The organism is Mycobacterium sp. IDUB_36 (assembly GCF_055419225.1).
In genome coordinates this window covers 654,194-667,476 of sequence record NZ_JBVAXH010000001.1, presented here as the reverse complement: position 1 = coordinate 667,476, position 13,283 = coordinate 654,194, and the positions used below count along the sequence as shown (strand labels likewise).

The following is a 13,283-nucleotide window of genomic DNA, read 5'->3' as shown; positions in this document are numbered from 1 at the left end:
TCCGTGGAGTTGACAGTCGGGCGCGTGGTCAAGGCGCACGGCGTCACCGGCGAACTCGTCGTCGACATACGCACTGATGACCCGGAGCTCAGGTTCGCTCCGGGTGCTGTGCTGCGCGCCAAGGGATCTGATCGCCGCGAACACAGCTACACCGTGGATACGGTCCGCCCGCACGGGAATCGTCTGCTGGTCCGCCTGTCCGGCGTGGCCGACCGCACCGCGGCGGACGCGCTGCGCGGCAGCGTGTTCCTCATCGACTCGGCGGACCTGCCGCCCATCGACGAAGACGACACCTACTACGACCACCAACTCGAGGGTCTGCGGGTGCGAACGACCGCTGGTGTCGAAATCGGCACAGTGACAGAGGTTCTACACACCGGGGCCGGCGAGCTGCTGGCGGTCAAACGCGAGCCGGCGCCGGAGTTGCTGGTGCCGTTCGTCAGCGCCATCGTCACGGCGGTGTCGTTGGCGGACGGTGTGATCGACATCGATCCTCCGGATGGTCTGCTGGATATGGACGGTTGAGGGCGCCGGTATGAGAATCGACGTCGTCACGATCTTCCCGTCCTATCTGGATCCGCTACGACAGTCGTTGCCGGGCAGGGCAATCGAGTCCGGTCTGGTCGACGTCGAGGTGCACGACCTTCGGCGGTGGACCCACGATGTGCACCGCTCGGTCGACGACTCGCCGTACGGTGGCGGACCGGGCATGGTGATGAAGGCGCCGGTGTGGGGTGACGCGCTTGACGAGATCTGTTCGCCGCAAAGCCTTCTCATCGTCCCGACGCCGGCCGGCACGCTCTTCACGCAGTCGACCGCACAGCGTTGGAGCGGTGAATCGCATCTGGTGTTCGCTTGTGGCCGCTACGAGGGAATCGATCAGCGGGTCGCCGAGGATGCCGCCACGCGAATGCGGGTCGAGGAGGTGTCGATCGGGGACTACGTGTTGCCCGGTGGCGAGTCGGCGGCGCTGGTGATGATCGAGGCCGTGCTACGCCTGCGGCCGAACGTGCTGGGCAATCCCGCGTCCCACCGGGACGATTCGCACTCCGACGGTTTGCTCGAGGGACCGTCTTACACCCGTCCGCCGAGCTGGCGTGGACTCGATGTCCCCGAGGTGCTGCTGTCCGGCGATCACGCCCGCGTCGACGCCTGGCGTCGACGTGTCGCCGAGGAGCGCACCCGGGAGCGCCGTCCAGACCTGTGGCGGCGCGACCGCGGTTAGACGCTGACCTGCCCGCCCGGGAACATCGTTTTGACGGCCTGGGTGATGGTTGCGCGTGCCGTCGCGGCGTCGGAGGGTTGCAGCGACTCGATCACCACCACGTATCTACGGTCGGCGCCGACCACGCCGGTGGACAGGTGCATCCAGCTGGCGCCGTCCATGCAGCACATCCAGCCCTGCTTGACGGCGACCGGCTCGGCGTAGAGGCCGTCGGGGATGCCGAATCGCTGCGGGTAGCCGTCGGCGCCGTTGGCGGTCGACCCGGCCAGATCGTCGACGATGATCCGGGCGCGCTCGCCGCCGAGCCCGCCGGAGCCATTGAGCAACGCGTCGTAATAGTGCACCAGATCCGAGGCCGAGCTGATGGTGTTCCACCACTGTCCGTCGCCGGGAGCGGCGGTGGACGTCAGCCCGTACCGGCTCACGACGCTGCTGATGATCGCATCGCCGCCACGGGCCGCCCAGAACGTCTCGGCGGCACCGTCGTCCGACGACCGCAGCATGCTGTCGAGCGCCTGACGGTCGGCCGCCACGAGCGGGCCGTCGTGCTGCGCCAGCAGGTCGTCGGCGATGAACAGCTTGGCCACCGAGGCGATCGCGACGGGCTGGTCGTTGCCGTTGGAGACCACGTGGTTGGTCACCCTGTCGAGCACAGCGACCGAGATCGTGGCCCCCTGAGCGGCGGCGTCGGCGGTGGCCTGGGTGAGCCGCGCCGCCAGGCCGCCGGCCGCCGCCCCGGTCGGGGCGTCCACGCCCTGGACGGCCGGTGGTGCATCGTCGGGGCCGCCGTACGCCCTCGCGCAGCCGCTGGTCGCCACCGTCAGCATCGCCGCCGCGGCGATGAGCAGCAACGGGAGCCGCGGGGGAGTGGTCATTGCATGCACACACGTATCATTCGCCACGTCGCGCCTCAGTAGAAGAGAACGGCGATTCGCCGTGATTTCGCTGCGTGGACCCGATCTGGCACAATTGACCAGTTGTCTCCGGCGGTTGTCGGCCGGCCGGCTTGCCTCCGCCCACCGCGAGACTCCCAGATGTCCGAATCCATCGGCTGAGTTGCCTGCTCACGCGCTTGTCGCGGCGAGCAGCGGCACGCAGCCGCGACCCGCAAGGAAGTGTCGTCCGACATGAACACTCTGGACTTCCTCGACAAGACGTCGTTGCGCGACGACCACCCGCCATTCCACCCCGGCGATACCATCAACGTGCACGTGAAGGTCATCGAGGGTGCCAAAGAGCGCATCCAGGTGTTCAAGGGCGTCGTGCTGCGCCGTCAGGGTGGCGGGGTCCGGGAGACCTTCACCGTCCGCAAGGAGAGCTACGGCGTGGGCGTCGAGCGGACCTTCCCGGTGCACTCGCCCAACATCGATCACATCGACGTCGTCACCCGCGGTGACGTTCGTCGGGCCAAGCTCTACTACCTGCGCGAGCTGCGCGGCAAGAAGGCGAAGATCAAGGAGAAGCGCTGATATTCAGCGCTCCGTCGGCGATTCAGCGGCGGCCGTGCCGAATCGCGCGGTGATGCTGGCTACGCTGAAGCCGTGACTGAGACGACCGACTCGCCTGAGGGCCAACCCGTTTCCCGACCGGCCGATCCGGAAGTCTCGACGACGTCGCCGTCCGCCCCAGATCCGGACGCGGACGATCAGCCGGGCGGCAAGAAGCGGGCGGCGCTGCGTGAAACCGTCGTCCTCGCGGTCATCGCCCTGGTGCTCTATTACGTCATGTTGACGTTCGTAGCCCGCCCGTATCTGATCCCGTCCGAATCGATGGAGCCGACGCTGCACGGCTGCGCCGGATGTGTCGGAGACCGGATCATGGTCGACAAGATCACCTTCGACTTCGGCACGCCGCATCCCGGCGACGTCATCGTGTTCAAGGGTCCGCCGCCGTGGAACGTGGGCTACAAGTCCATTCGCTCGCACAACGGGGTCATCCGGGGTCTGCAGAATTCCCTGTCGTTCATCGGTTTCGTGCCGCCCGACGAGAACGACTTGGTCAAGCGGGTGGTCGCGACCGGCGGTCAGACCGTGCAGTGCCGCAACAACACCGGGCTGACGGTCGACGGCAAACGCCTGAACGAGCCCTACCTCGACCCGGCCACGCTCAACGCCGATCCGGCCGTCTACCCCTGCCTCGGACCGGAGTTCGGCCCCGTCCACGTCCCGCAGGGACGCCTGTGGGTGATGGGGGACAACCGCACCCACTCGGCCGACTCGCGGGCCCACTGCACCAGCACTCCGGGCGACGCGATCAACGGATTGCTGTGCACCGGTGACCCGATGGCCGGCACAGTGCCGGTCGACAACGTCATCGGCAAGGCGCGATTCATCGTCTGGCCGCCCTCGCGATGGGGTGCTGTGCGCTCGGTGAATCCTCAGCAGAATCACTGACCATGGCCACCACCTGGCCGCCGCGGACGGTGATCCGCAAATCATCAGGGCTGCGCACCCTGGAGTCGGCGCTGTACCGCAGCGGGCTCGGGCCGGTGGCCGGCGTCGACGAGGTCGGGCGGGGCGCCTGCGCCGGACCGCTGGTGGTCGCCGCCTGCGTGCTGGGCCCGAACCGGCTGGAAAGTCTTGCTGCCCTTGACGATTCGAAGAAGCTTACCGAAGCGTCACGGGAGCGGCTGTTTCCGCTGATCCGGCGATATGCGCTGGCGTACCACGTGGTGTTCATCCCGTCGACCGAGGTCGACCGGCGCGGCGTACACGTGGCCAACCTCGAGGGGATGCGCCGCGCGGTCGCCGGGCTACCGATGCGACCCGGCTACGTCCTCAGCGACGGGTTCCGGGTGCCGGGGCTGGCGGTGCCGTCGTTGCCGGTGATCGGCGGCGACGCCGCGGCGGCGTGCATTGCCGCGGCCAGTGTGCTCGCCAAGGTCAGCCGGGATCGGCTGATGGTGGCGATGGAAGCGGACCACCCGGGCTACGGCTTCGCGGTCCACAAGGGCTACAGCACCGCGGCGCACTCGGCTGCGCTCAACGAGCTGGGCCCGTGCCCGCAGCACCGGCAGTCGTTCATCAACGTCCGGCGGGTGGCATCCGCCACGGGTGTTCGGACAGTGGCGGAATGTCAAACATGCGAGCCGGGTCGGCAGATCGATAGTGAGTGGGGAAAGATGGATCAGGTCAGTCAAGCGCGGGACGGAGAAGGACGGCTGAGCCGATGAGTGCCGAAGATCTCGAAAAGTACGAAACCGAGATGGAGCTCTCGCTGTACCGCGAATACAAAGACATCGTGGGGCAGTTCAGCTACGTGGTGGAAACCGAACGCCGGTTCTACCTGGCGAACAGCGTCGAGATGGTGCCCCGCAACGCCGACGGCGAGGTCTACTTCGAGCTGCGGCTCTCCGATGCCTGGGTATGGGACATGTATCGGCCGGCCCGATTCGTCAAGCAGGTGCGTGTCGTGACCTTCAAAGACGTGAACATCGAAGAGGTCGAAAAGCCCGAGCTGCGGCTGCCCGAATAGCGTGCCGGGGCGCTAACCCCGGTTGCCTCCGCCGAACGACGGCTTGCCGCGACCGTCGATCACGGTACGGGCCACGTCGGCCAGCTTGATGTTCAGATCCTGCGAATACCGGCGCAACACGTTGAACGCCTCCTGCTCGTCGACGCCGTGCAGCATCATCAGCATCCCCACGGCCTTGCCGATCTCGCGGTTGGACAGCAGCCCACGGCGCAACGTGGACACGTCCTCGCCCTGCGCGACGGCGTTGATCGCCACGCTGGCGAACGACGCCAGCACGATGGCCTGGCCGGCGGACTCGGTGTCGAAGACCCCGGGGGTGTCGCTGAACAGGTTCAGCGCCCCAGTCTTGCGTTTGTCCACCAGGATCCGGAACCCCATGGCACCGCGAACAGGTGTCTCGGCGACCATCTTGGCGGCCAGCTGCGGCCACTGCGTGGGGGTGGTCAGGTCGGTTTCGATTTGTGGCGTCTCTTCTTCGATCGCGTCCACGCACGGTCCGTCGCCGGCCGCTCGCTCCATGTCGTCGATGCGCTGCGCGATGCCGTCGCTGGCGCCGACGGTGACGTAGCGGCCATCCCGGCGCACCAGCAGGCTCGCGTGATCGCAGCCGGTGACCACCAGCGTCGCGGCCACGCAGATGGCCGCGTAGACCTGGCTCGACTCCGAGCCCTGGTAGATGATCTTGGCCAACGCGGAGAACACCGTGGCAGGGTCTGCTGCCGTGGGCTCCACGTCGGTACCGTTCTTTGCTGCGTCGGTCACCGGTACATCATTCCAAGCCCGTTCGACTGCTGGCGACCGTATGGACGTTTCGGTTGCGGTCTCGCCTGAACGCGGCCGTTCCGGGCCCGTCAAGATGCCGTAAGGATGACCGCCAGGGACCCCGCGATCGGCTAGGAATGGCTGATGACAGTTCCGGCTGCCGCGCAGAGGATCGCGCCGTCGTACATCGACGTATGGAAGCGTATCGCGCTCGGCAAGCCGCTGATCACCGACGAGCTCCAGCATGAAAAGCTGTCCAATCCTGTTGCGTTGGGCGCACTTTCACCCGATGCAATCTCATCGACCGCCTACGGCCCCGAGCAGATCATGGTCGAGTTGCTACCGGCGGCGGGGATGGCGGCCTTCGTGCTGCTACTACCCCTGACCGGGGTGATTCTGCTGATCCTGGCGCTGGTCGCGGCGTCCTACCGGCAGGTGGTGATGACCTACACCCGGGCCGGCGGATCCTACGTCGTCGCCCGCGAGAACTTCGGACCACGGGTGGCGCAAATAGCGGCTGCGGCGCTGTTGATCGACTACGTGGTGACGGTCGCGATCCAATGCGCGGCCGGCACGGTCGCCGTGGCCTCCGCGCTGCCGGCGCTGGGCCCTTACAGCCTGGAGATCACCGTCGGTTCGGTGCTGATCTTCTGTTTTGCCAACCTGCGCGGGCTGCGCGAGGCCGGCCGGACGTTCGCCGTGCCGACGTACTGGTTCATCGCGATGCTCGCGCTGATGGTCGTGGTCGGGGTCGTACGTGAGGTGTTCGGGGGTCTGCCGACCTACGACCCCGCCCACCTCGCCGGCGCGGTTCCGGTGCATCAGGGCAGCGGCCTGGTGATGGGGGCGACGGTGCTGGTGCTGCTGCGGGCGTTCGCCAACGGAGGATCGTCGCTGACCGGCGTAGAGGCAATCTCCAACACCGTCAACCTATTTCGGGCTCCGGAGGGCCGTAACGCCCGGCGGGTGCTGACGATGATGGCCTGGACGCTGGGGTTGCTGTTGGCCGGCGTCGCGTGGTTGGCGTGCGTGACGCACGCGACTCCCTACGTCGCCGGCTACCCCTCGATGCTGTCCGAAATCGGCCACGCCGTCTTCGGCCACGGTCTCGTCGGCGACATCCTGTTCTTCTCGTTGCAGGCCGCGAGTGCGGCGATTCTCTACAACGGCGCCAACACCAGCTTCAACGGATTCCCCGCGCTGGCGAACTTCGTCGCCGAGGACAGCTTCCTGCCGCGACCGCTGATGAAACGCGGCCATCGGCTGGTGTTCTCGAACGCCATCCTGCTGTTGACGGTCCTGGCCGTGGCGCTGTTGCTGGCCACCGGTGGGTCGGTGAACGCCCTGGTGCCGCTGTTCGCGATGGGTGTCTTCAGCGCATTCGCGATGGCCGGCTACGGAATGGCGAAACACCATCTTGCACAACGGGACAGCGGTTGGCGGCGCAAGCTCGCGATCAACCTGTCCGCCGGATTGTTGTCGACGACCGTGGTGCTGATCTTCGCGATCGCAAAATTCACCGAAGGCGCCTGGCTGATCGTGGTCGTCTTTCCCGCGTTGGTATTCCTGCTGATTCGGCTCAACAAGCAGTATCGGGCGGAGGCGTCGGTGCTCGAGATGTCGCACGCCCAGCGTCGCGAGGTGACTGTGCCCGCGTCGCATCGCGTGCTGGTGTTCATCGATTCGATCGACCTGGCCGAAGTCGAAACCATGCGCTACGCAAAGGGATTGGACGCCGAACGGCTGACAGCCGTGCACTTCGTGCTGGACGAGGCCCTGGCCGCACGATTGCAGGTTCGCTGGCGACGCTTCGGCGAGACGACTGAACTGCGGATGGTCGACTGCGAGGACAGGCAGCTCGGGCGCGCCGCGGCGCGGTTCGTCGCGAACGTCATCGAGGACCATCCGGACAGCACCGTGACCGTCCTGCTGCCCCGACGGATGTATTCACCGCTCGCCGGCCGATTGCTGCACGACCGGTCCGCGGACATGATCGCGCGGGTGATCAGCCGGATCCCGGGAGCCAGCGCCCAGATTCTGGCCTACGACGTGGGGTCGCGGGTCGCGCGGACGCTTCGGGCCGCCGACGGTGACGTCGCCGGTCGATCCGCCGAGTCGTCGGGAAAACGGCAGGCCAGCACGCCGGCCAACTGAGTCACCGCCTGCCAGGTGCGCTGCGGTGTCCTGGTAATTGGCTGAGAATAAGCGTTGCTCCTGGCTCCTTGAGTCTGCTAATCACCCGTAGAGCCGCTACCCTTCACGAGCGTAAGTATCGCGTAAGAATTTTGGACCGTGAGGGTGGGGAAGAGCATCACCGTGGTAGAGCTGGCAGACGAGCACATGGCCCCGCCGAGTTTCACCGACGCGTGGAAACGGTTCTTCCTGGGCAAGCCGCTGATCAACGAGGACCTCGAGCACGAGGCGCTGTCCAATCCCGTTGCGCTGGGCGCTCTTTCGCCCGACGCAGTGTCGTCGACGGCCTACGGTCCCGAGCAGATTCTGATCGAGCTGCTGCCTGCCGCCGGACTTGCGGCGTTCACCCTGATCCTTCCGCTCGGTGGCGTCATCCTGCTGATTCTGGCGCTGGTCACCGCGTCGTACCGGCAGGTGGTGATGGTTTACACCCAGCGCGGTGGTTCGTACGTGGTGGCGCGGGCGAACTTCGGCCCGAAAATCGCCCAGCTCTCCTCGGCCGCCCTGCTGATTGACTACGTCGTGACCGTGGCCATCCAGTGCTCGGCAGGCACGGTGGCGGTGGTTTCGGCGATCCCCAGCTTGGGCCCGTACCACCTCGAGATCACCGTCGGAGCGCTGCTGCTGCTCTCGTTCGGAAACCTGCGCGGCATGAAAGAGGCCGGCCGACTGTTCGCGGTCCCGGTGTACGCCTTCGCCGCGATGATGACGACGTTGATCGTGACCGGAGTGATCCGCGAGATCGTTGGAACCCTCAAGACGTACGACCCCGAGCACATCGCCGGATCGGTGCCGATCCATCAGGGCAACGGCTTCATCATGGGCGCCACGATCCTGGTGCTGCTGCGCTCGTTCGCCAACGGTGGCACCTCGTTGACCGGTGTCGAGGCGATCGCCGACGCGGTGAACGTCTTCCGTCAGCCACAGGGCCCCAATGCCCGCAAGGCGCTGACCATGATGGCCTGTCTCCTGGGATTCCTGCTTTTCGGTGTGATCTGGCTGGCCCACGTGACCCACGCGACTCCCTACGCCGCCGGCTACCCGTCGATGCTTTCCGAAATCGCCCGCGCGGTCTTCGGCGAGGGACCCATCGGCAACATCCTGTTCGCACTGCTGCAGGCGGCCAGCGCGCTGATCCTGTTCTTCGGCGCCAACACCAGCTTCAACGGCTTCCCGGCGCTGACCAGCTTCGTCGCCGAGGACAGCTTCCTGCCGCGGCCGATGATGAAGCGCGGGCACAAGCTGGTGTTCTCCAACGCCATCATCGTGCTCACCGTGGCATCCACGGCCCTGGTCCTCATCACCGACGGCTCGGTCGACGCGGTCGTGCCGCTGTACGCCATGGGCGTCTTCATGGGCTTCTCGATCTGCGGCTACGGCATGACGAAATACCACCTCGGCCATCGTGAATCCGGTTGGCGCGGCAAGCTGGCGATCAACCTGTCCGCGGCCATCCTGTCGACGATCATCGTGCTGATCTTCGCGATCGCCAAGTTCACCGAGGGCGCCTGGCTGGTGTGCGTGGTGTTCCCGATCCTGGTGGTCGCGTTGATGCGCCTGAACCGCGAATACCGCAGCGAGAACGCGGTTTTGGAGATGCAGCTGACCGAGCGGCAAGACGTGGTCAAGCATCCGCACCACACCGTCGTCGTCCTGGTGGACCACTTCGACTTCGCGACGATCGAAGCGCTGCACTACGCGAGCGGGCTGCACGCCGACAAGCTGACCGCCGTGCACTTCATCATCGACACCCGCCACGCGCAGCGGCTGCAGGAACGGTGGGAGCACTTCGAGGACGAGATCCCGCTGCTCATGCTCGAGTGCCCGGACCGCAACCTCAGTCGAACGGCGCAGGAACTGGTCTGTCGCGAGATCGAGGACGATCCCAGCACGAAGGTGACGGTGCTGTTGCCGCGGCGCACTTATGCGCCGCTGGTCGGCCGCCTGCTGCATGACCGGACTGCCGACAAGATGGCCGGCGCGGTCAGCCGGGTCGACGGCGCGACTGCGCAGATCGTGGCCTACGACGTGGGTTCGCGGATTGCGCAGGCGACCGCCGAGGCGCGGCTGCAGAAAAACACCGCGAAGGGTGAGCCGGCCGTCAAGGGCTGAGCTCGCCGGATCGGCCGCGGTCACGAACCGCTGAGCCGGGCCTCTTCGAGGTCGAAATCGCGCTCGATGGCGCGTAACAGCGTCGCGTTGATGCGGCCGTCGCGTCGCAACGACAGCAGCACCGATCGCTCGACCCCGATCAGCGCCAACCGCAGGGCCCGGTATCGCTCAATCTCCTGGGCGTCATCGTCGTTGTCCTCGGTGGTCGGGCTGAGCTGCAGCCGACGCACCTTGGCTTCGTACAGCGAACGGGCCGACCGGAAGGCTTCATCGGCGTCGTCGGCGTCCTCGTGCTCGTCGATCCACGCCAGCGCCGCCCGTGCGGCTTTCAGCCGGGCCTTGTTGTCGGCGGTGCCGAAATCGTCCGACCGTAAGCCGAGCCGTCGTAGCAGCCAGGGCAGGCTGGTGCCCTGGATCAGCAGGCTCGCGACGATCACCGAGGCGGCGATCACAATGATCAGGTCGCGGTAGGGAAATGGCCGTCCGTCGCTGAGCCGCAAGGGAATCGCCAGCGCGGCCGCCAGTGAGAGACCGCCCCTCATTCCGGCCCACGCGACCACCACCCGCTCGCTCCAGGCGGGTGCGTCGGCCGATCGCCTGAACAGTCGCGAGGTGACCGGACCGGACAGCATCCACACCAGCCGCGACGCGACGACGACGACGATCACGGCCGCGATGGCGGCCACCACCCGCGTCGCGGGTATGCCGGGCACCCAGTGCAGCGATCGCACCAGCTGCATCCCGACCAGCGTGAACAGCACCGCGTTGAGCAGGAACACCAGCGCGTCGAGGAACGCGAAGGCCTGCAGGCGCACGCCCGGGGTGTAGATGGCGCTGAGGTGCGAACCGATGTACACCCCGGCGGTCACGGTCGCCAGCACGCCCGAGAGGTGCGCGCCCTCGGCAAGCACGTACGTCAGGTAGGGGGTCATCAGCGAGACGGTGATCTCCAACATCGAATGGTCGATCCGGCGCCGCAGCTGCACCGCGAGCCATCCGACGGCCAGTCCGAGGGCAGCGCCGCCCGCCGGCGCAATCAGGAGCGTCAGGATCAGCGGGCCGGGGTGGACCACGCCGGCCATCGCGGTGCCGACCGCGCCGGCGTAGACGACCAGGGCGGTTCCGTCGTTCGTCAGCCCCTCGCCCTCGACGATCGTCGCGAGCCGTTCCGGCACATCCAGCCGCTTGAACACCGAGGTCGCCGCGACCGCGTCGGTGGGCGCGACCACCGCGCCGGCCACCATCGCGGCGGCCAGCGGCACGCCTACGACACCCAGCAGAACCCCGGCGACGGTCGCGGTGGTGACCACCACCAGCCCTACCGACAGCAGGCCGATCGGCCGCGCACTAGCCCGAAGATCATCTGGCGCAATGAAATACGCGGCGTAGTACAGCAGTGGTGGCAAGAACACGTAGAAGACGATCTCGGGTGCCAGCTGCGGGACTTTGATGCCCGGGAGCCAGGCGAGAATCGCGCCGGCAGCGACCAGCAGAACGGGATACGGCACTCCGACCCGCTCGGCCAGCCAGACAGCGGCGACCACTGCCAGCGGTCCACACAGCAGCAGGACACCGAAACCCGCCGGATTCACAACCGCACCTCCCGGAACTCAGCCTAGAGGCGTCAGCCCAGGAAGCGCCGTTTCTGCGCGGTCACCTCCTCGGTGGTCAGCAGCCCGGACTCGGCCAGTTTGGCCAGCAACGATTGGGCCCGCGTGGCGAGTTCCTGCAACTCGGTCGCGATCGCCGCCACCGCCTCTGTCGGCGGTTGCGGTGACGACTTCGGGCTGGTTCGCGCGGGCATCCGCACCCGCTCATTACCGCGTCCGACGGATGCGGTGCTGCCGACCGCGCCGCCGGCCGCGCCGGCGAGGCCCATGTTGCTGAACAGGTTTCCGGCGCCACCCATCTCCGGAGCGGCTGCGGCGCTGGTGATGGGCAGTGTGTAGGCGGCCGGCCGGATTTCGGGCGCGGCCGTGGTCCACCCCGACGGCACCGACAACCGGCCGACTTTGTTCGCCGCGCCCATTCGGCCCTCGGTGTCCGGAACCGCGTCCGAGGGCGCGCCGACGCCGCCGGTGCCATTGACAATCCACTGCGGCAACATCGTCCCGCCTACGCCGTTGCCGGTGAAGGGGCCTTTGCCGTTGTCGTAGTCGCGGTCGGCGTTGATGAGCAGGCCGCGGTAGGTGGTACCGAACGAAGTGAAGGACGCTGTGATGCCGACCGTCCCGGTGGTGACGGCGGTTGCCGTCAGCGGGATCGTCACCAACGGCAGCAGGTCGGCCACTTCCGTGGCGGCGGGCGCCGCCGCGGCGGCCTGCAGCGCCTGCGGAATCGCAGCGAGCACCCGCGCGCCGTTCGACACGACCGACTGACCGGCCGCGGCGGCCTGCTGCGCTCCGCCGGACGGATTGGTGGTCGGCGGCGGCTCGGTGAACGGCGTCAGCGTCGATGCCGCGGCCGCCGCACCGGCATACCCGTACATGGCGGTGGCATCCTGGGCCCACATTTCGGCGTACTGGACTTCGGTGGCCGCGATGGCCGCGGTGTTCTGCCCGAGCACGTTGGTCGCGATCAGCGTCATCAGCAGACTCCGGTTGGCCGCGATCACCGCCGGGGGCACCGTCATCGCGAACGCCGATCCATAGGCTGCCGCCGCCGCCCGGGCTTGGATCGCGGTGTGTTCGGCCTGCGCGGACGCCTCGGTCATCCACTCCAGATAGGGGGTGGCTGCCGCCACCATCTCCGCCGACGACGGGCCGAGCCACGGCCCGCCGGTGAGTTCGGCGATCGCCGACCGGTAGGTCGCCGCGGTCGACTGGAGTTCGGCAGACAGACCGTCCCACGCCGAGGCCGCTGCCAACATCGACCCTGCCCCAGGGCCGGCATACATCAACGCGGAATTGACCTCCGGCGGTAACATTGCGAAATCCATTGTCCCGGCCTGTCTTAACCGGTCGCCACGGCATTGGCCGCTTCGGCCGACGCATAGGACATCGCACTGGCCTCGAGCGTGCTGACGAATTGCCGATGAATGGCCTCAGCCTGTGCGCTGATCGCCTGATACATCTCGGCGTGGACGGCGAATTGGGCCGCCGCCAGCGCCGAAACCTGGTCGGCGGCGGGCGGCACGACTCCCGTCGTCGGTGCCGCGGCGGTGGCGTTCTCGGCGCTCAGATTCGCCCCGACGCCGGCCAAGGTGACGGCGGTGGCGGTCAGTGCTTCGGGGTGGGTGGTGACATACAACATCGGACTTCCTCTCGGTGGACGCGACATGCGAATGCAGACGCGCGAATACCACACGCCAGCAAGTGAATCGGTAGAATTGGCCGCAACGCAGCGGGACCGTGACTCACGGTTACCACCCGCCTTCTAGCGCAGTGCGGTCGGGAAAAGCCACCAGCCGGAATGGCGGTCAAGGCGAGCTTTTTCACCTGAACGCGATGCTAACCACGGTTTATCGGCATATCAACGCGGCACGCAAGGGTGCTGTGGATTACCGGCTGACTGGGGA

At 67.2% G+C, this 13,283-nt stretch carries 12 protein-coding genes and 1 pseudogene; 8 read left to right on the top strand and 5 right to left on the bottom strand.

All coding sequences use genetic code 11. The features are described from left to right. Positions 1 to 3 precede the first annotated feature (3 nt). Together rimM and trmD are read left to right on the top strand one after the other, a co-directional pair. Entirely contained in the window at positions 4 to 525 is a 522-nt protein-coding gene (rimM, locus tag ACZYW1_RS03190; RefSeq protein WP_463783209.1) for a ribosome maturation factor RimM, read from the top strand. Positions 526 to 535: 10 nt separating this feature from the next. After that, on the top strand, positions 536 to 1,225 hold the full coding sequence (gene trmD, locus ACZYW1_RS03185; protein ID WP_463783207.1) for a tRNA (guanosine(37)-N1)-methyltransferase TrmD: 690 nt from the start codon (positions 536 to 538) through the stop codon (positions 1,223 to 1,225). Here trmD and ACZYW1_RS03180 read toward each other — a convergent pair. Beyond that, complete coding sequence (locus ACZYW1_RS03180; RefSeq protein ID WP_463783205.1) at positions 1,222 to 2,100, bottom strand: hypothetical protein; 879 nt, start codon at positions 2,098 to 2,100, stop codon at positions 1,222 to 1,224. The two genes, trmD and ACZYW1_RS03180, sit on opposite strands and share 4 nt — an antisense overlap. A 252-nt stretch (positions 2,101 to 2,352) precedes the next feature. Between ACZYW1_RS03180 and rplS the strand changes: the two genes are divergently transcribed. The 4 genes from rplS (at position 2,353) to ACZYW1_RS03160 (ending at position 4,699) form a co-directional block, all read left to right on the top strand. Beyond that, positions 2,353 to 2,694, top strand: coding sequence for a 50S ribosomal protein L19 (gene rplS / locus ACZYW1_RS03175; protein WP_463783203.1), 342 nt, complete (start codon positions 2,353 to 2,355; stop codon positions 2,692 to 2,694). A gap of 72 nt (positions 2,695 to 2,766) precedes the next feature. Continuing rightward, the gene (gene lepB / locus ACZYW1_RS03170) at positions 2,767 to 3,618 is read left to right on the top strand and encodes a signal peptidase I (RefSeq protein WP_463783201.1); all 852 of its coding nucleotides are present in this window, start codon (positions 2,767 to 2,769) and stop codon (positions 3,616 to 3,618) included. Positions 3,619 to 3,620: 2 nt separating this feature from the next. After that, the gene (locus ACZYW1_RS03165) at positions 3,621 to 4,397 is read left to right on the top strand and encodes a ribonuclease HII (protein ID WP_463783199.1); all 777 of its coding nucleotides are present in this window, start codon (positions 3,621 to 3,623) and stop codon (positions 4,395 to 4,397) included. Then, positions 4,394 to 4,699 (top strand): DUF2469 domain-containing protein, encoded by a 306-nt coding sequence (locus ACZYW1_RS03160; RefSeq protein ID WP_007171389.1) that lies wholly within the window; start codon positions 4,394 to 4,396, stop codon positions 4,697 to 4,699. Before ACZYW1_RS03165 ends, ACZYW1_RS03160 begins: the two co-directional genes overlap by 4 nt. Positions 4,700 to 4,711: 12 nt before the next feature. On the opposite strand, the gene ACZYW1_RS03155 is transcribed toward ACZYW1_RS03160, so the two are convergent. Then, positions 4,712 to 5,461: a GAF and ANTAR domain-containing protein gene (locus ACZYW1_RS03155; protein WP_463783196.1), complete on the bottom strand. Its 750-nt coding sequence runs from the start codon at positions 5,459 to 5,461 to the stop codon at positions 4,712 to 4,714. A gap of 144 nt (positions 5,462 to 5,605) precedes the next feature. On the opposite strand from ACZYW1_RS03155, the pseudogene ACZYW1_RS03150 reads away from it, so the two are divergent. Together ACZYW1_RS03150 and ACZYW1_RS03145 are read left to right on the top strand one after the other, a co-directional pair. Continuing rightward, positions 5,606 to 7,525, top strand: a pseudogene (locus ACZYW1_RS03150) (APC family permease); the annotation flags it as partial. Positions 7,526 to 7,801: 276 nt separating this feature from the next. Further along, positions 7,802 to 9,766 carry an APC family permease gene (locus ACZYW1_RS03145; protein WP_463787655.1) on the top strand — a complete coding sequence of 655 codons (1,965 nt, stop codon included), beginning with the start codon at positions 7,802 to 7,804 and terminating at the stop codon, positions 9,764 to 9,766. A 20-nt stretch (positions 9,767 to 9,786) separates the two neighbouring features. Here ACZYW1_RS03145 and ACZYW1_RS03140 read toward each other — a convergent pair whose 3' ends face one another. Genes ACZYW1_RS03140 through ACZYW1_RS03130 form a run of 3 tightly spaced genes read right to left on the bottom strand, consistent with a single transcriptional unit; the run spans position 9,787 to position 13,018 of the window. Further along, positions 9,787 to 11,358, bottom strand: coding sequence for a Na+/H+ antiporter (locus tag ACZYW1_RS03140; RefSeq protein WP_463783193.1), 1,572 nt, complete (start codon positions 11,356 to 11,358; stop codon positions 9,787 to 9,789). Positions 11,359 to 11,390: 32 nt separating this feature from the next. Further along, positions 11,391 to 12,704: a PPE family protein gene (locus ACZYW1_RS03135; protein WP_463783191.1), complete on the bottom strand. Its 1,314-nt coding sequence runs from the start codon at positions 12,702 to 12,704 to the stop codon at positions 11,391 to 11,393. A gap of 14 nt (positions 12,705 to 12,718) precedes the next feature. After that, positions 12,719 to 13,018, bottom strand: coding sequence for a PE family protein (locus tag ACZYW1_RS03130; RefSeq protein WP_463783189.1), 300 nt, complete (start codon positions 13,016 to 13,018; stop codon positions 12,719 to 12,721). Positions 13,019 to 13,283 lie beyond the last annotated feature (265 nt).

Excerpts from the sequence above, each read along its gene's own strand:
- trmD (WP_463783207.1), top strand. The coding sequence starts at position 536 with ATGAGAATCGACGTCGTCACGATCTTCCCGTCCTATCTGGATCCGCTA.
- ACZYW1_RS03180 (WP_463783205.1), bottom strand. The coding sequence starts at position 2,100 with ATGACCACTCCCCCGCGGCTCCCGTTGCTGCTCATCGCCGCGGCGGCG.
- rplS (WP_463783203.1), top strand. The coding sequence starts at position 2,353 with ATGAACACTCTGGACTTCCTCGACAAGACGTCGTTGCGCGACGACCAC.
- ACZYW1_RS03165 (WP_463783199.1), top strand. The coding sequence starts at position 3,621 with ATGGCCACCACCTGGCCGCCGCGGACGGTGATCCGCAAATCATCAGGG.
- ACZYW1_RS03160 (WP_007171389.1), top strand. The coding sequence starts at position 4,394 with ATGAGTGCCGAAGATCTCGAAAAGTACGAAACCGAGATGGAGCTCTCG.
- ACZYW1_RS03145 (WP_463787655.1), top strand. The coding sequence starts at position 7,802 with ATGGCCCCGCCGAGTTTCACCGACGCGTGGAAACGGTTCTTCCTGGGC.
- ACZYW1_RS03135 (WP_463783191.1), bottom strand. The coding sequence starts at position 12,704 with ATGGATTTCGCAATGTTACCGCCGGAGGTCAATTCCGCGTTGATGTAT.
- ACZYW1_RS03130 (WP_463783189.1), bottom strand. The coding sequence starts at position 13,018 with ATGTTGTATGTCACCACCCACCCCGAAGCACTGACCGCCACCGCCGTC.